Raw genomic sequence first — 20304 nt, 5'->3', positions numbered from 1 at the left:
AGTCCCCCCTAGGTATACGGCTCAGAACAGAAAGCTGAGCCAGGTGCATACGCAGATGGCTACCGATACGATGCCATTGCGCATGAAATAGCGTTGGGTCACCCGCGAAAAATCCGTCGGGCTGACGATTTTATGCTGATATACCAGCGTTCCGGCAGCAATGCCGACGCCGATATAGTAAAGCCAATGCAATTGCAGCATCACGCCGACAGCAAAGAAGCATGCGACACAGACGATATGCAGGGCCACAGCAATCTTGAAGGCCCCTTCAGCACCGTACTCGGTCGCCAGCGAATGCAAGCCCTGGCTCTTGTCGAAGGCTTCGTCCTGCGCCCCGTACATGGCATCGAATGCGCCGATCCAGAGCGCCACGGCGATGCACAGGAGCACCATCGGTGCCGTTATCTGGCCGCTGACACCTACCCAGCCGCCAGCCGGCGCCATGCCGATGGCAAGGCCCAGGAACAGATGGCACCAACCCGTGAAACGCTTCATGAACGGATAGATCATGAACGGGATCGCGGCAATCGGCAGCAGGTAGATGCAGATGGGATGCAGCTGCGTGACCGAAGCCACCATCAATCCCAGGCATATGACAATGAAGATCTTTGCCTCCCGCTTGGAAATATCGCCCTTCACCATGGCGCGGTACTGCATGCGCGGCTGCTGGCTGTCGTATTTGACATCGGCCAGATTATCCATCGCCAGCGCCGCAGCCCGGCCTGTCGTGATGGCCAGCGCGATCCAGAAAAGATCATGCAGGGATGGCTGGCCGCCAGCGGCCAGCAGCGCCGCCATGAACGCAAAGGGCAGGTCGAAGATCGTATGATGCAGCGCAACGTTGTTGATATGTGCTTTGATATTAATCAATCGAGACCAAGCTCCTTCCACTTGGCATCGACCTTCTGGCGGATATCCTCAGACATGCTGATTTCTTCCGGCCACTCACGAGTATGCCCTTCTTCCGGCCAGGTCTTCGTGGCATCAATGCCGAGCTTGGCGCCCCACTTCGCCATCGGCGAGGAGTGGTCAAGCACATCGAGCGGCCCCTCGACGATCTCGAGGTCATGTTTCGCATCAATGTTATTGTAGACACGCCACCAGACTTCCTTCAGATCCTGGACATTGACATGGGCATCGACAACGATGATCATCTTGACGTTCATCATCTGGCCCATGCCCCAGAGTGCATGCATGACCTTGCGGGCCTGCATCGGATAGGACTTCTTGATGGATACGATACAGCAGTCATGGAACACGCCCTCCAGCGGCATGTTGATATCGAGGATTTCCGGCTGCATCTGCTGCAAAAGCGGCAGGAAGATGCGCTCCGTGGCCTTGGCCAGATAGCAGTCCTCCATCGGCGGCTTGCCGACCACCGTAGACGAGTAGATGGCATCCTTGCGATGGGTGATGGCCGTGATATGGAATACCGGATAATCGTCAGCCAAGGAATAGTACCCCGTATGATCGCCAAAAGGGCCCTCGCGGCGGACTTCATCCGTCATGACATAGCCCTCGAGGATGATTTCCGCATTGGCCGGCACTTCGATATCCACCGTCTTGCATTTGACCATCTCGACGGATTTATGACGCAGGAAACCAGCGAAGACCATCTCGTCGATATCCCGCGGCAGCGGTGCCGTCGCCGCGTAGGTCACCACCGGATCGGTACCGATAGCCACAGCCGCCTCGATGCGGTCACCGCCCTGTGCCTTCGTGTCGCGGAAGTTCTCGGCGCCGTTCTTGTGGATATGCCAATGCATGCCCGTCGTGCGGCTGTCGTACTTCTGCAGGCGGTACATGCCCACATTGCGCTTGCCCGTCTTGGGGTTCTTCGTGAACACCAGCGGCAGCGTGACGAACGGGCCGCCATCATCCGGCCAGCACTTGAGGATAGGGATCTCGTCAAGGTTCAGATTCTCCGTCTCCACCACTTCCTGGCACGGTGCATTCTTCACATATTTCGGGAAATTGATGGCGCGCTTGATCATCGGGATCATCGTGACCACGCTCATCTTGTTCTGCAATGACACATACGGCAGCTTCATCATCTCGCGCAGTTCATCGGCGACATCGTCGAGCTTCTCTACCCCCAATGCCAGTGCCATGCGTTCATAGCTGCCGAAGGCATTCATGAGTACCGGCATCTTGGAACCCTTGACATTCTCAAACAGCAGGGCCACATTCTTGTCGCCTTCCATCTTGGACACACGGTCCGTGATTTCCGTGATTTCCAGCTCAGGGTCTACCTCCGTCTGGATGCGCTTGAGCAAGCCGCGTTTCTCGAGCTCCGCGATGAATTCCCGTAAATCCTTAAAAGCCAAATTATTTCCTCCCTAAAGCCCTGCCTCAGCGGCGCAGGACATAACGAACGATAAAATAGCCGACCTCGTAAAGCACAATGATCGGCAGCGCAATCATCGACTGCGTGAACACATCCGGCGTCGGCGTGATCAGGGCTCCGGCCACGAACGACAGGAAGATGATGATGCGCTGGTACTTCTTCAGAAATTCCGAAGTTATGATGCCCATCTTGCCCATGATCGTGATGACGAGCGGCAGCTCAAAGATGAAGCCAAAGGGCATCACGAACATGATGACAAAATCGAAGTACTTGTTGACCGAAAACATCGCCTCGAGCTCAGCACTGTTGAAGCCCATGAAGAAGCGAATGCCGGCCGGCAGTACCAGGAAAAACGAAAAGGCCAAGCCTGCAAAGAACAGGATGACCGAAGTCGGCACGACAATACCGAGGACTGCCCGCTCTTTATGGGTAAGTGCCGGCAGGAAAAAGCGCCAGATATGCCAGAATACGATTGGCAAAGCCAGCAGGAATCCCGCCACACAGGCAACCTTCAGATACGTGAAAAATGCCTCGGATGGCTGCATATAGTAGAGCTTGCCGGCTGGCAGGGTGATGTAATGCATGATTTCTTCGATGAAATAATACCCTACACAGCTGCCAAGCGCTACTGCCACCAGGCATTTGATCAGCCGGCTGCGGAGTTCGGTCAGGTGCGCGACCAGCGACATGCTGCCATCATCCTGGACATACTCCACCGACCCCGGCTCTATGACTCCCCGTGGTTTGGGAGCCGCTATCTCTTCATATTGTTTCTCTTCTGCCATGTAACTCCACCTGGCTTACTGCTTCGTCGTATCCGATTTCGGCGGCAGTTCCTTCGGCTGCTCCGTTACATTGGTCATCAGCTTCTCTTCCGGCTTCGCTTCTTCGCCAGTAGCACTCGATTTGAACTCACGGATGCCCTTGCCGAGAGCTTTGCCGATTTCCGGCAGACGGCTGGGTCCAAAGATAACGAGCGCAATCAATACTACAATTCCGGCTTGCCATGGACTAAACATAGAAATATCCTCCTAAAAACAATTCATTAACGCGACGGTATTTATTCGTTTCTATTATAACGAAAAACCATAAAAATCTCAATGAATCTTGTTACAGGCTGCATATGAAATCCTTATGATGCATATAACAAAAACCATCACTGCCGCTGGCAGTGATGGCCTTCCTTCCCGCTTGCGGGATACTTTATTCTGCTTTCTTGGCCTGCTCCTGGATCTGCTGGCGTACCGAATCCTGCGTCGGGGCCTGATAGGACGGAGCAACGGGAGCGGCAGGCGCCGGCTGGGATGCCGCAGCCTGCGGAGCTGTCGGTGCCTGCTCATTCGCCGGATACGGCTGTGCAGCTACGGGATTCACCGGCGCAGCGGGCTGCGTTTCCGCTGGTGCAGCAGCAGGTGTTGGCTGTTGCTGTGCCTGCTCCGGCTGCTGCGGCTGTGCGGCAGCCTGCTGCTGGACAGGTGCCTGCTCCGGTGCGTTGATAGCCTGCGACAGCACATTCGTCGCTTTCTTGAACTCCCGGATGCCTTTGCCTAACGAGCGCGCAACCTCAGGCAGCTTGCCAGGGCCAAAAACAATCAAGCCAACCACTAAAATCAGGATAAGCTCGGGAACACCGATTCCAAACATAACTAATTCCTCCACGCTTCATGCTCAACGAGCACTGAATCTTTCTAACGATATCATCAAAAATCACGATCACCGATAAAGTCAGCCACCATGACAAATGCCTCACGGATCTCCGGTGCCAGGCTATCCGGCAGCACACTGCGTGCCCGATCAAGATATTCGTCGACCTTGGCCATAGCCACCTCGACGCCGTCGGTCGCCTTGACGATAGCCAGCGCCCGCGCGACCATCTCATCCGTCATAGCCGAATCGGTCACGATGCCCTCGAGCTCGGCAGCATCCGGGCTGACACTGAGCGCATGGATGACCGGCAGCGTCACGATACCCTGGCGGATATCGTTGCCAGCCGGCTTGCCGATCTTCTCCGACGTCTGCTGGATGTCCAGCAGGTCATCGGTGATCTGGAAAGCCATGCCGATGCAATGACCGTATTCTGCCAGCTTCTGGACATCTTCCTTGCTCATGCCGCCGACAAAGGCACCGAGCTCACAGCAGATTTCCAGGAAATCCGCCGTCTTCTTCTGGATGCGGTTGTAGTAGTTGTCGAGATCCTTGACCGCTTGATAGACCGTATGGTCCTGGATGATCTCACCGACACTCAGATTGCAGACCAGCTCGGCCAGACGCTTCGATACATAGTTGCCATAATCGCCCTCGGCAATGAGGCCAAACGCCCGGGCAAAGATATAATCGCCACTGAGGATCGCTATCTGGTTGTCCCATTTCGCATTGGCGGTGATGCAGCCACGGCGCGTATCGGCCTCATCGATGACATCATCGTGGACCAGCGATGCCGTGTGGATAAGCTCCAAGGCCTCCGCCAAAGGCAAAAGGCGTTCCAAGCTGTATGCAGGGCCGCCATGGGCTGCCAACAGGCAAAGTGCCGGACGGATGCGCTTGCCGCCCGCCGTCACCAAATGTGTTCCTATTTCCGTCACGAGATCTACCGGAGAGGTAACTGCCCCGATCAGTCCCTCATTGAGCTCCTTCAGATCCGCTTCGATTACATCAAACATGGGGTTTGACACATTCATCACCTACAAAATCTCTCGTTCTTGTTTTGTCACATATATTATAGTATTGTACTACATTTCGCGATTTTTGTCATCGTCATACTAGATAAAATTTATCGTCGTGGCCGGTTGCGATAAGCCTTGGGCCGCCCTAGTATCTCCGCCAGGATGACGGCCTGCTGTGCCTTCGCTGGCGTCAGCGCCGGGATACGCAGTCTGCGGCGCGCCGGGTCTGGTGACGGCAGCTTCACCTTGGCCTGCTGTTCATACGCAGCGAGTTCAGCCGCGCGTATGCGGGCCTCTTCCTCTGCCCGCTGGCGCTCATAGGCCAGCGCACGCTGCCGGTCAGCCTCTCTTGCCCGCGCTTCCTGTTCCTGCTGCCAGACCGTATCCGGAGCAGCCGTTTCCGTCTCGCGTGGCGCCGACGGATCATTGCGCAGTTCGGGGATCTCGAAGCCGAGCCTGCCCTTCTGCTTCGATGCCGGTGCCTTGCGCGGCCAGGGCGCAGGGGCCGGCGGTGGCAGCTGGCTGCCTTCCTCCCGCGGCCGTCTTGGCACCTTGGGCTTCTGCCCGATCTTGTCCGACAATACGGCAAACAAAGCAAACAAGACAATCATCAGGATAGTATCCATGATGTCCTCCTTATTTTACCGGTGCAATCGGTGCCTGATTCTTCACCTGTCCATCGGCATTGCTTATCGCGTTGCGCATATCGGTATCAGCCTGGACATTGTTGAGGTTGTAGTAATCCATGACCCCGAGCTTGCCCTCGCGCAGAGCCTGCGCCATGGCATGAGGGACTTCAGCCTGTGCCTCGACGACCTTGGCCTCCATCTCCTGGGTATAAGCCTTCATCTCCTGCTCTTTCGCCACAGCCATAGCCCGGCGCTCCTCAGCTTTCGCCTGGGCGATGCGCTTGTCGGCCTCAGCCTGGTCCGTCTGGAGCTCGGCACCGATGTTGCGTCCGACATCGACATCGGCGATATCGATGGACAGGATCTCAAAAGCCGTACCAGCATCAAGGCCCTTGCCCAGGACCGTCTTCGAGATATCATCCGGATTGGCCAGTACGTCGTTATGGCTGTCGGAGGAGCCGACCGTCGTGACGATGCCCTCGCCAACACGCGCGATGATTGTCGGCTCGCCAGCACCACCAACCAGACGGTCGATATTGGCACGTACCGTGACCCGCGCCTTGATCTTGAGCTCAATGCCATTCTTGGCCACTGCCGAAACCACCGGCGTCTCGATGACCTTCGGATTGACGCTCATCTGCACAGCTTCCAGCACATCGCGGCCAGCCAGGTCGATAGCTGCCGAGCGCTCGAATGGCAGAGGGATCTGCGCCCGATGTGCCGCGATAAGAGCATCCACGACCTTATCGACATTACCGCCAGCCAGATAATGCGCCTCCAGCTGGTTGACTACCACATCCAGCCCCGCCTTATTGGCCTTTATGAGCGGCAGGATGATCTTTGCCGGCGGCACGCGGCGCATGCGCATACCAACCAGCGTGATGATACCGACCCGCACATCAGCTGCCAATGCCGAGATCCAAAGGCCCAGCGGCACAAAATGCAGGAAGATCATGATAAACGCAATCAGCAATACCAAAAAGAATCCAGAACCAATCAATCCAACCATACGAACCTCCTATAAAACCTTGTTACCTGAAAACTCACGACTTGCGCACGACCACCCGGCTGCCTTCAACAGCAACGACGCGGACAGCCGTACCTTTCGCTACGAATACGCCCTCAGACACCACATCCACCGGCACACCATCGATGAGTGCCGAGCCAGCTGGCCGCAGCTCGCTGAGCACCTCGCCGGTCTTGCCGAGCAGATTGTCTTTCGGCGTTGAGCTCACATAGCCGCGATTCGTCCGCGACTGATCCTTGAGCACCACATGGGACCACAGCCTGCTCGAGGGCAGCCGCTTCACGATAAGGGCAAAGAGCACGATGGCAGCTGTGAATGCGATCAGCATGGCATAGAGCGCATTGATGTCGCCCCCCAATGCCAGCACGACACTATAGAGCATCGCCGCCACACCTACACCAGCCAGCAGGCCTACCGTCGGCAGCAGCATCTCCACGATGATGCAGAGTATCCCCGCGAGAAAGATGGCTATCTGATAAAGATCCACGAGCCCTTTGACGTACTGGCTGCCCCAGAATACGCCAGCAGCAACCAGCCCCAGCAGTATGCCTGCGCCCATCCCACCCGTCTTTATCTCCACAAAGACGGCCAGGAACATGATCGCTAGCAACAACGTCTGCAGCACTGGAATACTCACGAAATCCATGATATATCACCTCCATCATCTATTATATTCGCTAATCATTAAAAATAACCTTCTTTGCTGCCTGCAAACAAAAAAGCCTCCCCCGTTCGCAAACGGAAGAAGCTTCCTGAAGGCTATCAGCCCTGCAGCATGCTGCGGACAAGCGTATTGACGAGCTTGCCATCGGCACGGCCCTTGACCTTCGGCATCAGTGCCCCCATGACCTTGCCCATATCCTTCGGCGTCGCCGCGCCGGTCGCAGCAACAGCTGCCTTGACGAGCTCACGTACCTCGTCCTCAGAGAGCTGCGCCGGCATATACGGCATCAGCACATCGATCTCTGCCTGCGTCTTGGCGATGAGATCCTCACGTCCACCCTTCTTGAACTCTTCGATGGAATCCTTGCGCATCTTGATTTCCTTGCTCATGACGGCAATGACATCTTCATCGCTAAGTTCCTTCTGCCCATCGATTTCCTGCTGGCGGATGGCGCCACGGACCATGCGGATAACGGCCAGACGATCCTTGTCATGGGATTTCATGGCCTCTTTCATATCAGTCGTCAGCTGTTCTTTCAGTGACATATTGCTTCCTTCTTTCTATAAGTAAATGAGGCGCCTGCCACCAAGGGCAGGCGCCTCACGCAAATCATCCAAGGATTAACCGCGGAACTTGCGTTTACGAGCTGCCTCAGATTTCTTCTTGCGGCGAACGCTCGGTTTCTCGTAATGTTCACGTTTTCTCACTTCAGCCAGCGTACCAGCTTTCTGGGACATACGCTTGAAGCGGCGGAGAGCACTATCGATCGATTCGTTTTTACCAACTTTGATTTCGTTTGCCATCTATCATTTCCCCCCCTCCACTTAACTTGGGAGTTTGTGTTTTCATAACTACACCACACAATTATACATCAGCCAAGCAAGTCATGTCAACACATAATCGCAAGACTTATCAGCCCGGCGGCCACTGCATGGAACGGCCGCCCAAGAGGTGGAAATGCAGATGCTTGACGCTCTGGCCACCTTCTGCCCCCGTATTCGTGACGACACGGAAGCCTTTCTCGTCTACACCGAGTTCACGGGCCAGCTGCGGCACGACATCCACCAGGATATGCGACACCATCGCTTTATCCTCAGCCGTGAGTGCCAGAACACTTTCCACATGCTTCTTCGGAATGACCAGCACATGGACCGGAGCCTGCGGCTCAAGGTCTTTGAATGCTACAACCTGCTCATCCTCATAGACAAGACTGGAAGGGATCTCCTTCTGCGCAATCTTGCAAAAAATACAATCTGCCATCGATAACACCTCCTTTGCTGTATTTGCTCTTTGCGTGAGTGCCTGCCAGAAAAAAGGCCGCAAACACGATACTTTTATAGTAATTCGCTAAGAATCGCGAATTCCCTGCTAAACCGTGAAAATTATTTTACCTTCTCCGTGACCTTGCCCCAGACGCCATCGCGGTAAAGGCGTTCGAGCTCGACCTCATAGAGATCGCCACAGACGACGGCATCATCGGTGTAGACGCGGATATAATTGTCCGTCAGGCCGTCCGTGATACCGTCCGTATCCGTCTCAAACAATACGCGCAGCGTCTTGCCGAGGAACTGCTGATGGAATTCCTGCGTCTTGCGTGCAGCCAGTTCCTGCATGCGATGGGCCCGCTCCTTCTTGACCGGGTCGGGGATCTGGTCCTTGCGCTCAGCTGCCGGAGTCCCGCTGCGGCGCGAATAGGGGAATACATGCATGCGCGAGAAATTCATCGCTGCGACGAACGCGAGCCCCTGCTGGAACTGTTCCTCCGTCTCGCCAGGGAAACCCACAATGATATCCGTCGACACAGCCACCCCCGGTACTTCACGTTCGACATGCTCGATCAGGCGGGCAAACTCAGCCGTATCGTAATGGCGGTTCATATCCTTGAGCACGGAGTCCGAACCGGCCTGCAGCGGCAGATGCAGATGCGCACAAAAGCGTTCATCGCTGCGGATAAGCTCGAAGAGATCCGGCGACAGCTCGATGGACTCCAGCGAACCCAGACGCAGCCGCTTGAGCCCCTCGACCTTCAAGACCTCACGGCAGGCATCGGCCAGCGTGACCTCGCCCGCAAGATCGCGGCCATAAGCACCAAGATGGATGCCCGTCAGCACGATTTCCTTGAAGCCTGCGGCAACGAGTTTCTTTGCCTCGGCATGGATCTTGTCGAGATGCCGGGACTTGACCGGGCCGCGCGCATAAGGGATGATGCAGTACGAGCAGAAATTCTGGCAGCCATCCTCGATCTTGAGGAATGCGCGCGTGCGCTGCGGCATATCGTAAAGCGGAATGTCCTCAAAATCACGGGCTTCCATGATATTGCCGACCTCATCGATGATGCCATCCTCGCGGGCCGCCTGCTCGACCAGCTCGACGATCTGGCTGCGCTCCTTTGTGCCCAGCACGACGCGCACGCCTTCGATTGCCTTGATTTCCTCAGGATGCACCTGCGAATAGCAGCCACAGACCGCGATGATCGCCTGCTCATTCTGGCGCTGTGCCCGGCGGATGATCTGCCGCGACTTGCGGTCGCCGAGACTCGTGACCGAGCAGGTATTTATGACATAGAAGTCTGCCGTTTCCTCAAAGGGCACGATCTCATACCCTTTCTGCTTGAACAGACCTTCCATTGTTTCGGTTTCAAACTGGTTGACTTTGCAGCCCAGTGTCGTTAATGCCACCTTTGGCAAGGTAAAGAGCCTCCTTATCCTAAATCTCCACATTCATACTGAACCACCGACATTGCTGTTAACGCCGCCGTTTCCGCACGCAAGATCCGCGGCCCCAGCGTCACACTTTTGCCACCGGCCTCTTCCACAGCCTTTGCTTCATCCAGGGAAAAACCGCCTTCCGGCCCCACCAGCAGCACAATACGCCGGCTTTTTATTTGACGCAGATACTCTTTAACCGTCTGCGTATCTTCATTTTCATAGAAAAAAACCAACACACTGTCTTCGCATTCCTTCTCCGCTGCGATAAGTGCTTTGATGTCTGTTACCGAGTCCACTGCTAGTAGCGCCGTCCGGCCACATTGCTTGGCAGCCTCATCGGCAATCTTTTGCCAGCGCTGCTGCCGTGCAGCTGCTTTTTTGGCATCATAGCGCACCACACAGTTCTGGCTGCGAACTGGAATGACACCGACTGCCCCCAGTTCTACTGCCTTTTGTACCACCATATCCATCTTATCAGACTTCAACAGGCACTGCGCCAATACCAAATCGATTGGCGATTCGGTATCAGCTTCCAACCGTTCTAACAAAGTGAGCGTTACCGCATCTTCACGAAAAGCCGTCATTTCCATACGGGCTACCTGGTTTTCATCATCCACCAGGATGATTTCCTGACCGGCCTTAGCCCGCATGACATGCATCAAATGGTGCGCATCACTGCCCGTGATTTCAACGGTATCAGCCAGGATTCCCTTATAAAAAAGCCGTCTCATTTATCATCTCCACGGCTTATGACCATAGCAGCCCAGCCTTTTTCCTCGATAACCTTATCCACGACAAAGCCATTTGCTATGCAAGCTTCGGTAACATCCGCCACACGCTCGGTAATAATGCCCGATGCCAACAGTTTGCCACCGTCTGCCAAATGTTCGTCGAGTTCCGCAAACAAGCGGATAATAATATCGGCAATGATATTGGCCACGATGAGATCTGCTTTACCCTCAAACGACTTCAAGATATCGCTGATACCTGTCTTGACGATATGCTCCACATGATTTTCCCGGATATTCTCTGCCGCTACATTGACTGCTGTACGGTCATAATCCATGGCTGTCACATCTCCAGCCCCCAGTTTTGCCGCAGCAATCGAGAGAACCCCCGAGCCCGTTCCTACATCAAATACACGCATGCCGCCACGAACCAGCTTTTCCAACTCGCGGATACACATGGCTGTCGTCGGATGCGTGCCCGTACCAAAAGCAGCTCCCGGATCGAGCTCAATGACAATATCGTCAGGACTTGCCGTATAATCCTCCCAGGTCGGTTTGATGACAATCATACCGCCGACTTTTTCCGGATGGAAATACTTCTTCCAGTTATCGGACCAATCCTCATCCTGGACGGATTTCCAGGAAATCTCACAGGACCCCTTCGTGATGCCATCGCCTTCGATCTCGCGGAATGCCTTGATACGCTGCTCGAAATCACGAAGTCTGCTATCGAGGTCTTCATCCATGGGCAGATATGCCTTGACCGTGACAATCTCCGTATTCTCGGCACGCTGGATATCAGAAAAATCCCACATCCCCGAATCGATATAGCTGTTCAGGAGTTCCGGATCCTCGATGACAACGCCCTGCGCACCGATATCATGATAGATTTCAGCCACCACATCCGTGGCTTCATGCGTGGTCAGGATACTTACTTCTGCCCATTTCAAAATGCATCGCTCCTTTTGTCCTTCAGTAATTATCTAATTATATAAGCATTGTCTGCAAAAAACAAGAAAATATATCACCCATCACTCACCATGCCAGCGTATGATGTAACTAAAATTATATAGTCTCAAAAAAAAATAAACAAGTAAGGTTCCCCTCACTTGTTTATTTTATTGCTGGTTGTTACTTGAACAGGTTCTTGAGGTTATCGAGGAAGCTCTTCTGCTCCGGATTTACCTTGTCGCCGCTGATCTCGCCGAACTCCTTGAGGAGCTCTTTCTGGCGCTGGTTGAGATTCTGCGGCGTCAGCACCTTGATGACGACATGCTCGTCGCCACGGCCCGTACCACGCAGATGCGGGATGCCTTTCTCACGCAGGCGCAGGATCTTGCCCGACTGCGTGCCGGCCGGCACCTTGATCTCAACCGTGCCATCGATGGTCGGCACCTGGATCTTATCGCCCAGTGCAGCCTGCACGAAGGATACCGGCACCTCGACAACAACATCATTGCCCTGGCGCTGGAAGATCTTATGCGGCTTGATGAACACATAGACGTAAAGATCGCCCTTGCCGCCACCGAGGGTACCCGCCTCGCCACCGCCGCGCACGCGCACGCGCTGGCCGTTGTCGATTCCCTTCGGGATGCTGACTTCGATCTTGCTCGTCACCTTCTTGCGGCCTGTACCATGGCACTCCCCACAAGGATTCTTGACGATCTTGCCCGTGCCGTGGCAGCGGCCGCAAGTCGTCTGATTGACCATGCGGCCAAAGGGTGTGTTCTGCACCGTCTGGCGCGTACCCGTACCACCGCAGTCCGGGCAGGTCTCCGGGCTGGTGCCCGGTGCTGCGCCCGTGCCATGGCAGGCACTGCACTCATCCGTACGCGGGATGTTGAGCTCGACCTTCTTGCCGAAGGCCGCTTCCTCAAAGGTGATCTCGAGATCATAGCGCAGATCGCTGCCGCGCTGTGGCTGCGGGCCGCGCGACTGGCGGCGTCCGCCACCGCCGAAGAACATATCGAATATGTCATCCATACCGCCGCCACCGAAGCCGCCAAAGCCACCCTGGCCGAAACCGCCAAAGCCGCCGCCACCGCCCATGCCGCCTTCAAAGGCCGCATGACCGAACTGGTCGTACTGGGCTTTCTTCTGGGGGTCCTTGAGGACATCGTAGGCCTCGTTGACTTCCTTGAATTTCTCCTCGGCAGTCTTCGGGTCGTCGCGGTTGAGGTCCGGATGATATTTGCGGGCCATTTTCTTATAGGCCTTCTTGATCTCCGCTGCCGACGCGCCCTTCTCGACGCCCAGCACCTCATAATAATCGCGTTTATCGCTCACGTTGCACCATCCTTAAATATAATTGTTGGGAGCCCGCAGGCTCCCAACAATCCATCCATCAAAATCGCCGATTATTTCTTATCGTCTTTGACTTCCGTATACTCTGCATCGACTACATCGTCGTCGTTCTTGGCATCCTGCTGTGCACCAGCCTGCTGAGCACCCTCAGCGCCCTGAGCTGCACCGGCAGCCTGTGCCTGCTGATAAGCAGCTGCGCTCATCTCATAGAGCGGCTTCTGCGCCTCTTCCATAGCCTTCTTGATCGTCTCGGTATCGTTGCTCTTCAGAGCCTCTTTTACCTTGTCGACACCTTCCTGTACCTTGGCCACCTGAGCCTTGTCAGCCTTGTCGCCGAGATCCTTGATGGTCTTTTCAGCCTGGTAAACAAAGCTGTCAGCCTGGTTCTTGACATCGATGGCTTCTTTCTGCTTTTTATCCTCAGCTGCATGTGCCTCAGCCTCTTTGACCATGCGGTCGATATCTTCCTTGGTCATGCCGCCGTCCGACTGGATCGTAATCTTCTGCTCTTTGCCCGTGCCGAGATCCTTAGCGGATACATGCACGATACCGTTGGCATCGATATCGAAGGAAACCTCGATCTTCGGAACCCCACGCGGAGCTGGCGGGATATCGGAGAGCTCGAAGCGGCCCAGCGTCTTGTTGCCGGCAGCCATCTCGCGCTCGCCCTGCAGGACATGGATATCAACGGACGGCTGGTTGTCGGCAGCCGTGGAGAATACCTGGCTCTTGTGCGTCGGGATCGTCGTGTTGCGCTCGATGATCTTCGTGCAGACACCACCCAGCGTCTCGATACCGAGAGACAGCGGCGTTACATCGAGAAGCAGGACATCCTTGACCTCACCAACAAGGACACCGCCCTGGATAGCAGCACCAACCGATACGCACTCATCCGGGTTGACACCCTTCGACGGCTCTTTGGCCAGGAACTTGCGGATAGCTTCCTGGACAGCCGGGATACGGGAGGAACCACCGACGAGGATGATCTTGTTGATATCGCTGCCGGAGAGGTCAGCATCAGCCATAGCCTTGCGGGTCGGCTCCATCGTGCGCTCAACGAGGCTGCTCGTGAGCTCATCGAACTTCGCACGCGACAGCGTGAGGTCGAGATGTTTCGGGCCCGTAGCATCAGCCGTGATGAACGGCAGGTTGATATTCGTCTGGGTCATGCTGGAAAGCTCGATCTTAGCTTTCTCTGCAGCCTCTTTGAGGCGCTGCGCAGCCATCTTGTCCTGGGAGAGGTCGATGTTGTTCTCTTTCTTGAACTCCTCAACCATCCAGTCCATGACAGCCTGGTCGAAGTCATCGCCGCCGAGGTGCGTATCGCCGTTCGTAGCGAGAACTTCGAAGGTACCGCTCGAAAGCTCGAGAATCGAGACATCGAACGTACCGCCACCAAGGTCGAATACGAGGATCGTCTCGTCATCATCCTTGTCAAGGCCATAAGCCAGCGCAGCGGCCGTCGGCTCGTTGATGATACGCAGGACTTCGAGGCCGGCGATCTTACCAGCGTCTTTCGTAGCCTGGCGCTGGCTGTCGTTGAAGTAAGCCGGAACCGTGATGACAGCCTGGCTGACCGTCTCGCCGAGGTATGCCTCTGCATCAGCCTTGAGCTTCTGCAGGACCATAGCCGAGATCTCCTGCGGCGTATAGCTCTTGTCGTCAACCGTTACTTTGTAGTCGGACTCGCCCATGTGGCGTTTGATCGATGCGATCGTGCGATCCGGGTTCGAAACAGCCTGGCGCTTTGCCAGCTGTCCGACGAGACGCTGGCCGTCTTTCGTGAAGCCGACAACGGACGGGGTGATACGGCTGCCTTCCGGGTTCGTGATGACCGTCGGCTCGCCGCCTTCCATAACAGATACAACGGAGTTCGTCGTACCTAAGTCAATACCAATAACTTTAGACATCTTGAAATCCTCCTAAAAACATCTTGCAATCTATGGGAAATAAAACTTTGTTGACCTTTTAGTTGGCTACGACCTGCACCATGCTCGGGCGGATCACCCGGCCCTTGACCATGTAGCCCTTCTGGAGCTCCTGGGCGATATCATCGTCCTCAAGCTCTTCGTTCTGGACACGCATGACGGCCTGATGGAAATTCGGGTCGAATTTCTGCCCCTCGGTCTCGATCTTCTCAAGACCGTTCTTCTTGAGCACCTCACCAAACTGCGTGAAGATCATCTCCACGCCCTTCTGGAAAGCCTCGCCGTCCTTGGCCTCAGCGGCCATAGCACGCTCGAAGTTATCGAGGAGCGGCAGCATATCCTTGAGGATGCCCTGGGTCACCACAGCGGCAAGTTCTTCTTTCTCCTTGCTCGTGCGGCGGCGGAAGTTCTCAAAGTCAGCCTGCAGCCGCAACGACCGATCGGTCTGCTCCTTGAGCTCCGCCGTGAGTTTCTCCACCTGCTGCTGCGCATCGTCAGCGGCTGGCTCCTCAGCGCCCGCTTCGGCGTTCTCTGCCGCCTCAGGTGCCTCTTCCTCAGCTTCCTCAGTCATTGCTGCCTGATCGATTTCCTGCTGCATCTCGTCAAGTTTCTGCTCATCTTTCTTTTTCAATTCATCTTTCATGAATGATGGCAATTTCTTCACCTCTTTCAAAGGGGATATATTATCTTGCTAAGCACCAGCAGGTTCTACCAGTGAAAGCGTTTGATGACATCGGTAAGGTTGGTGTTCATGTACTCCAGCAGGCTCATGGCCTTGGCGTACTCCATACGGGTCGGCCCCAGCACGGCAATCGTGCCCAGCAGCTCGCCATCGAGATGATAGGTCGCCGTGATGATGCTGCTGTCCTTGAAGTGCTGGTTCTCATTCTCCTGCCCGATCGTGACCTCCAGGCCATCGCCCATGTGGGCATGCAGGATATCCTTCATGAGCTCCTCTTCTTCCAGCATCAAGAGCATCTCTTTGACCTTTTCCACATCATGGAACTCAGGCTGGCTCAAAAGCTGTGTCGTACCTCCGAGATACAGCCGCTCGTGTTTGCCCGAATCCAATGCCCGCTGGATGATTTCCAGTGCCGACTCGTAAAGCAGCTGATCCTGTATCTCGTCCTGTATCTGTGCCAGCGAATGATGCTCGATTGTCTGCAGCGAATGGCCTGCCAGGTTCGCATTAATGACCTTGGCCATGCGCTGGAAATCCTCGAAGACCGAGCCATCCGGCATCTCGAGGATCTTGTTCTCGATGAACCCGGCATCGGTCATGAGCACCGTGATGACGCGGCGGTCATCGAGCGGCAGGAATTGCAGACAGCGGAACTTAGCCTGCGTGACCTGTGGGGCCAGCACAAGGGAAACATTCTTCGTCACCTGCGAAATGATATGCGCGGTTTCCTGGAATACTTCCTCGATGCGCTTGACCCGCGACTGGTACCAGCGGTCGATGCGCGCCTTCTCTTCGGCGCTGACCGGCTGCGGCGGGATCAGGCCATCCACGTAGAAGCGGTATCCCTTCGACGACGGCACCCGTCCAGAGGAAGTGTGCAGATGCTCAAGATAACCAAGCATCTCAAGATCCGCCATCTCGTTGCGGATTGTCGCCGGACTGACACCAAGGTCATGCTTCCTGGCCAAGGTTCGCGAGCCGACAGGCTCAGCTGTCTCGATATAATCATCGATGATCGCTTTCAACACCCGCTGCTTGCGCTCGTCAATCTGCTCGGGCATCTGCATCCCTCCTCCCTTATTCACTTTCGCTGTTAGCACTCAACAGCAATGAGTGCTAACTTCGAATCTATTAAGATAATAACGCGAATAAGGCAAAAAGTCAACAGTAAAAAGGCAAAAAGTCAAAAGAACAAGCTTCTTTATTCCTCTTCCGTCAGCAAGAATTCCTCAAAAGCCCAGTTGCCATACTTCATGCCGAGCCTGGTAAGGCGGACCGCATCACCATCATCGATGAGAAACCCTTTGGCACTGAGCCGCTGCACGGCCTTTTGATAGACCGAATCCAGCGAGCAGCCGAACTTCTGCTGGAACTGCTGGCGGCTGATGCCCGCCGCTGTGCGCAGGGCCAGGAAGGCAAATTCCTCCATGGCAATCGCCCGCGTCGCCGGCTCTTCAGGCTCGCAGGGGCGCCTGCCCGCCTGTATCAAAGCGATATAGTCAGGAATCCCTGCAACAGCTTCCCAGCGCTGCCCCTCCAGATAAGAATGCGCAGCTGCGCCCAGCCCCAGATACGGCACATCCTGCCAGTAGCTGAGGTTATGACGGCTGGCCAGACCGTCCCGGGCAAAGTTAGAGATCTCATAGCGCTCATAGCCCTTTGCCGGCAGGACTTCCGTCATATAATCATACATTTCCTCGACAGCTTCATCATCTGGCAGCTCCAGTTTCCCCATTTCCTGCATGCGGGCAAAGGCCGTACCCTCCTCCAGCTGCAGGCCATAGATCGAGATATGTGCTGGCTCCAAGGCCAGGGCCTGTCCCACACTGGCTTTGAGCTGCGCCAGCGTCTGCCCTGGCAGGCCATACATGAGGTCGATGCTGATATTGGAAAAACCCGCTGCCTTGGCCATCGTCACCGCCTGCACAGCCTGCTGCCCATCATGGATGCGGCCGATGCGCCGCAAGAGTCCATCATCGAAGCTCTGCACGCCAAACGACAGGCGGTTGGCACCGTGTATCCGCATCATGGCCAGATAGGCCGCATCAACAGTCCCCGGATTGCACTCCACGGTGAATTCGGCCTGGGCGTCCGCCGGACGGAAAACCGTGCCGATGGCCAGCAGCAGCTGCTCCATCAGCGCAGCCGGCAGAGCCGATGGCGTGCCGCCGCCGATGTAGATAGTCGCAGGATTGCCCCAACGCCGCGCATACGAAGAGCCCCGCACCGCGATTTCCTGGCACAGGGCTCGTACATATTCTTCCATATAGCGCTCCCGCCCGGCAAAGGACGGGAAATCGCAATAGAAGCATTTCTGGCGGCAGAAGGGAATGTGGACATAAACGCCCCATTGCTTCTGTTCCATAGATTTCTCCTATCAGTCAATCTTGAGGATAGCCATGAATGCTTCCTGCGGCACCTCGACGCTGCCGACAGCCTTCATGCGCTTCTTGCCTTCCTTCTGCTTCTCGAGCAGCTTGCGCTTGCGCGAGATATCGCCGCCATAGCATTTGGCCAGGACATCCTTACGGCGGGCGCGCACGTTCTCACGCGCGATGACCTTGCTGCCGATGGCTGCCTGGATGGGAATCTCGAACATCTGCTGTGGGATGATTTCCTTGAGCTTCGCCGCCAGCTGACGGCCACGGCCAGCGGCCCGGTCCTTGTGGACGATAGTCGACAGCGCATCGACCGGGTCACCATTGAGCAGGATATCGACCTTGACGAGTTTCGATTCCTTGTAGTCAGCCAGCTCATAGTCGAGCGACGCATAGCCGCGCGTCGCCGATTTCAGGCGGTCGAAATAATCGAAGATGATCTCATTGAGCGGGATATGATAGGTGATCATGACGCGGTTCGTATCGAGATAATCCATGTTCTTGAACTCGCCGCGCTTGTCCTGCGAGATCTCCATGACCGCACCGACGAAATCATTCGGCACGATGACCGTTGCCTTGACATACGGCTCTTCGATATGCTCGATTTCCGTCTGGGGCGGCAGGTCGGACGGATTGCTGACATTGACTACCGAACCATCCGTCTTATAGACATGGTAGATGACCGAGGGAGCTGTCGTGATGAGCTTGAGGTTATACTCGCGCTCCAGGCGCTCCTGGATGACATCCATATGCAGGAGCCCCAGGAAACCGCAGCGGAAGCCGAATCCCAAGGCAACAGAAGTCTCAGCCTCGAACACGAGAGCCGCATCGTTGATCTGCATCTTCTCGAGGGCATCCTTGAGGTTATCGTAGTCCGAGCTCTCCACCGGATACAGGCCGCAGTAAACCATCGGCGTGACGCCGCGGTAGCCTGGCAGCGGCTCAGCCGCCGGATTGTCGGCAAAGGTGATGGTATCGCCGACGCGCACATCGCGCACATCCTTGAGCGAGCCAGCCACGAAACCGACCTCGCCGACATCGAGATAGCCGACATCCATAGGCTGCGGCTTGAAGCAGCCGACATCGGTGACCTCGAACGTCTTGCCCGTAGCCATCATCTTGAGCTTCATGCCCTTCTTGATGCGGCCCTGCTTGACGCGCACATGCGCAATGACGCCCTTATACGAGTCAAAATACGAATCGAAGATCAACGCCTGCAGCGGTGCTTCTTCATCACCGCCCGGTGCCGGGATGTACTCCACGATCGCATCGAGGATCTCCTCGATGCCGATGCCCGTCTTGGCCGAGGCCAGCACGGCATTTCCGGTATCGAGGCCGATGCTGTTCTCGATCTCCTCCTTGACGCGGTCAGGGTCGGCACTCGGCAGGTCGATCTTGTTGATGACCGGCACGATCTCCAGATCGTTCTCCAGTGCCATATAGACATTGGCCAGCGTCTGGGCCTCGACACCCTGCGCTGCATCGACGACGAGCAAGGCGCCCTCGCAGGCAGCCAGGCTGCGCGATACCTCATAAGTGAAGTCGACATGGCCCGGCGTATCGATGAGGTTCAGCTGGTACATCTCCCCATCCTTGCCCTTGTAGTCGATGCGCACCGTCTGCGCCTTGATCGTGATGCCGCGCTCGCGCTCCAGATCCATATTGTCGAGCACCTGCGCCTCCATCTCGCGCTGCGACAGGGTTCCCGTATATTCGATCAACCGATCCGCAATCGTCGATTTGCCATGGTCGATATGGGCAATGATCGAGAAATTGCGGATATTCTTGTTCTGCATGGTCATTTTCCTTTCAAATAATAATCCATATCCCTGCTATTATATCATTGAACGCCGCCCCCCTGCAAGAAATCCCCAGGAATTCAGAATAAAACTGTTGCTTTTTGGAGATTCACATGCTATGATAATACGGTAACGAATTTGTTAAGGGGGTGAATTACTTGCCGAATATCAAAGCATCTATTCTTAGTGTAAAATCTGACGCTAAGCGCCATGCAAAGAACGCTGCTGAGAAGTCCCGTGTACGCACTGCTTCCCGTCGTGTTCTCGACGCTGTTGAGGCTGGAAACGCTGACGAAGCGAAATCCCTCCTTACGGTTGCTTGCAAGACGATCGACCAGGCTGCTGCTAACCATGTTTATCATAAGAACGCTGCTGCCCGCAAGAAGTCCCGTCTGGCTCGCAAGGTCAACGCACTCGCTAAGTAATTTTCTCAGATGAGATATAAAA

General features: G+C 55.5%; 22 protein-coding genes. 1 reads left to right on the top strand and 21 read right to left on the bottom strand.

Features of this window, described 5'->3' with window-relative positions:
• Positions 1 to 21: 21 nt before the first annotated feature.
• The 21 genes from FZ041_RS12090 to lepA all read right to left on the bottom strand — a co-directional run bounded on the left by FZ041_RS12090 (position 22) and on the right by lepA (position 19854).
• Entirely contained in the window at positions 22 to 870 is an 849-nt protein-coding gene (locus FZ041_RS12090) for a 4-hydroxybenzoate octaprenyltransferase (RefSeq protein WP_149189743.1), read from the bottom strand.
• Positions 867 to 2327 carry a menaquinone biosynthesis decarboxylase gene (locus tag FZ041_RS12085; protein WP_149189742.1) on the bottom strand — a complete coding sequence of 487 codons (1461 nt, stop codon included), beginning with the start codon at positions 2325 to 2327 and terminating at the stop codon, positions 867 to 869. The genes FZ041_RS12090 and FZ041_RS12085 overlap by 4 nt, the downstream gene beginning before the upstream one ends.
• Before the next feature lie 25 nt (positions 2328 to 2352).
• A complete protein-coding gene (gene tatC / locus FZ041_RS12080; RefSeq protein ID WP_075442428.1) occupies positions 2353 to 3132 on the bottom strand; it encodes a twin-arginine translocase subunit TatC in 780 nt (259 codons plus the stop codon).
• 15 nt (positions 3133 to 3147) lie between these two features.
• Positions 3148 to 3366: a Sec-independent protein translocase subunit TatA/TatB gene (locus FZ041_RS12075; RefSeq protein WP_075442427.1), complete on the bottom strand. Its 219-nt coding sequence runs from the start codon at positions 3364 to 3366 to the stop codon at positions 3148 to 3150.
• 184 nt (positions 3367 to 3550) lie between these two features.
• Positions 3551 to 3991, bottom strand: a complete 441-nt coding sequence (gene tatA, locus FZ041_RS12070; protein ID WP_149189741.1) for a twin-arginine translocase TatA/TatE family subunit — start codon at positions 3989 to 3991, stop codon at positions 3551 to 3553.
• A 56-nt stretch (positions 3992 to 4047) separates the two neighbouring features.
• On the bottom strand, positions 4048 to 5007 hold the full coding sequence (locus FZ041_RS12065) for a polyprenyl synthetase family protein (protein ID WP_187626375.1): 960 nt from the start codon (positions 5005 to 5007) through the stop codon (positions 4048 to 4050).
• Between the two features lie 110 nt (positions 5008 to 5117).
• The gene (locus FZ041_RS12060) at positions 5118 to 5636 is read right to left on the bottom strand and encodes a hypothetical protein (protein ID WP_149189740.1); all 519 of its coding nucleotides are present in this window, start codon (positions 5634 to 5636) and stop codon (positions 5118 to 5120) included.
• A gap of 10 nt (positions 5637 to 5646) precedes the next feature.
• On the bottom strand, positions 5647 to 6648 hold the full coding sequence (gene floA / locus FZ041_RS12055) for a flotillin-like protein FloA (RefSeq protein WP_075442424.1): 1002 nt from the start codon (positions 6646 to 6648) through the stop codon (positions 5647 to 5649).
• A gap of 34 nt (positions 6649 to 6682) precedes the next feature.
• Positions 6683 to 7312: an NfeD family protein gene (locus FZ041_RS12050; protein WP_075442423.1), complete on the bottom strand. Its 630-nt coding sequence runs from the start codon at positions 7310 to 7312 to the stop codon at positions 6683 to 6685.
• Between the two features lie 116 nt (positions 7313 to 7428).
• Positions 7429 to 7875, bottom strand: a complete 447-nt coding sequence (locus FZ041_RS12045) for a GatB/YqeY domain-containing protein (RefSeq protein WP_149189739.1) — start codon at positions 7873 to 7875, stop codon at positions 7429 to 7431.
• Between the two features lie 75 nt (positions 7876 to 7950).
• Positions 7951 to 8133: a 30S ribosomal protein S21 gene (rpsU, locus tag FZ041_RS12040; protein ID WP_033170151.1), complete on the bottom strand. Its 183-nt coding sequence runs from the start codon at positions 8131 to 8133 to the stop codon at positions 7951 to 7953.
• 109 nt (positions 8134 to 8242) lie between these two features.
• Positions 8243 to 8590 (bottom strand): histidine triad nucleotide-binding protein, encoded by a 348-nt coding sequence (locus FZ041_RS12035; RefSeq protein WP_075442421.1) that lies wholly within the window; start codon positions 8588 to 8590, stop codon positions 8243 to 8245.
• A gap of 122 nt (positions 8591 to 8712) precedes the next feature.
• Positions 8713 to 10017, bottom strand: a complete 1305-nt coding sequence (gene mtaB / locus FZ041_RS12030) for a tRNA (N(6)-L-threonylcarbamoyladenosine(37)-C(2))-methylthiotransferase MtaB (protein ID WP_149189738.1) — start codon at positions 10015 to 10017, stop codon at positions 8713 to 8715.
• Positions 10018 to 10031: 14 nt separating this feature from the next.
• On the bottom strand, positions 10032 to 10769 hold the full coding sequence (locus FZ041_RS12025; RefSeq protein ID WP_149189737.1) for a 16S rRNA (uracil(1498)-N(3))-methyltransferase: 738 nt from the start codon (positions 10767 to 10769) through the stop codon (positions 10032 to 10034).
• Entirely contained in the window at positions 10766 to 11716 is a 951-nt protein-coding gene (prmA, locus tag FZ041_RS12020) for a 50S ribosomal protein L11 methyltransferase (RefSeq protein WP_149189736.1), read from the bottom strand. The genes FZ041_RS12025 and prmA overlap by 4 nt, the downstream gene beginning before the upstream one ends.
• A 181-nt stretch (positions 11717 to 11897) precedes the next feature.
• Positions 11898 to 13052, bottom strand: a complete 1155-nt coding sequence (gene dnaJ / locus FZ041_RS12015; RefSeq protein WP_149189735.1) for a molecular chaperone DnaJ — start codon at positions 13050 to 13052, stop codon at positions 11898 to 11900.
• Positions 13053 to 13123: 71 nt separating this feature from the next.
• A complete protein-coding gene (dnaK, locus tag FZ041_RS12010) occupies positions 13124 to 14980 on the bottom strand; it encodes a molecular chaperone DnaK (protein ID WP_075430457.1) in 1857 nt (618 codons plus the stop codon).
• Between the two features lie 58 nt (positions 14981 to 15038).
• Positions 15039 to 15641, bottom strand: a complete 603-nt coding sequence (grpE, locus tag FZ041_RS12005; protein WP_075442416.1) for a nucleotide exchange factor GrpE — start codon at positions 15639 to 15641, stop codon at positions 15039 to 15041.
• 65 nt (positions 15642 to 15706) lie between these two features.
• A complete protein-coding gene (gene hrcA, locus FZ041_RS12000) occupies positions 15707 to 16741 on the bottom strand; it encodes a heat-inducible transcriptional repressor HrcA (RefSeq protein WP_149189734.1) in 1035 nt (344 codons plus the stop codon).
• Positions 16742 to 16881: 140 nt separating this feature from the next.
• A complete protein-coding gene (gene hemW / locus FZ041_RS11995; protein WP_149189733.1) occupies positions 16882 to 18045 on the bottom strand; it encodes a radical SAM family heme chaperone HemW in 1164 nt (387 codons plus the stop codon).
• Positions 18046 to 18057: 12 nt separating this feature from the next.
• The gene (lepA, locus tag FZ041_RS11990) at positions 18058 to 19854 is read right to left on the bottom strand and encodes a translation elongation factor 4 (protein WP_075442413.1); all 1797 of its coding nucleotides are present in this window, start codon (positions 19852 to 19854) and stop codon (positions 18058 to 18060) included.
• A gap of 161 nt (positions 19855 to 20015) precedes the next feature.
• Between lepA and rpsT the strand changes: the two genes are divergently transcribed.
• Positions 20016 to 20282: a 30S ribosomal protein S20 gene (gene rpsT, locus FZ041_RS11985; protein ID WP_075430466.1), complete on the top strand. Its 267-nt coding sequence runs from the start codon at positions 20016 to 20018 to the stop codon at positions 20280 to 20282.
• Positions 20283 to 20304: the final 22 nt, after the last annotated feature.

The sequence above is a fragment of the Pseudoselenomonas caprae genome, from assembly GCF_008271345.1.
GTDB classification, from domain to species: Bacteria; Bacillota; Negativicutes; order Selenomonadales; family Selenomonadaceae; genus Selenomonas_A; species Selenomonas_A caprae.
This window is presented reverse-complemented; position numbering and strand designations above follow the sequence as displayed.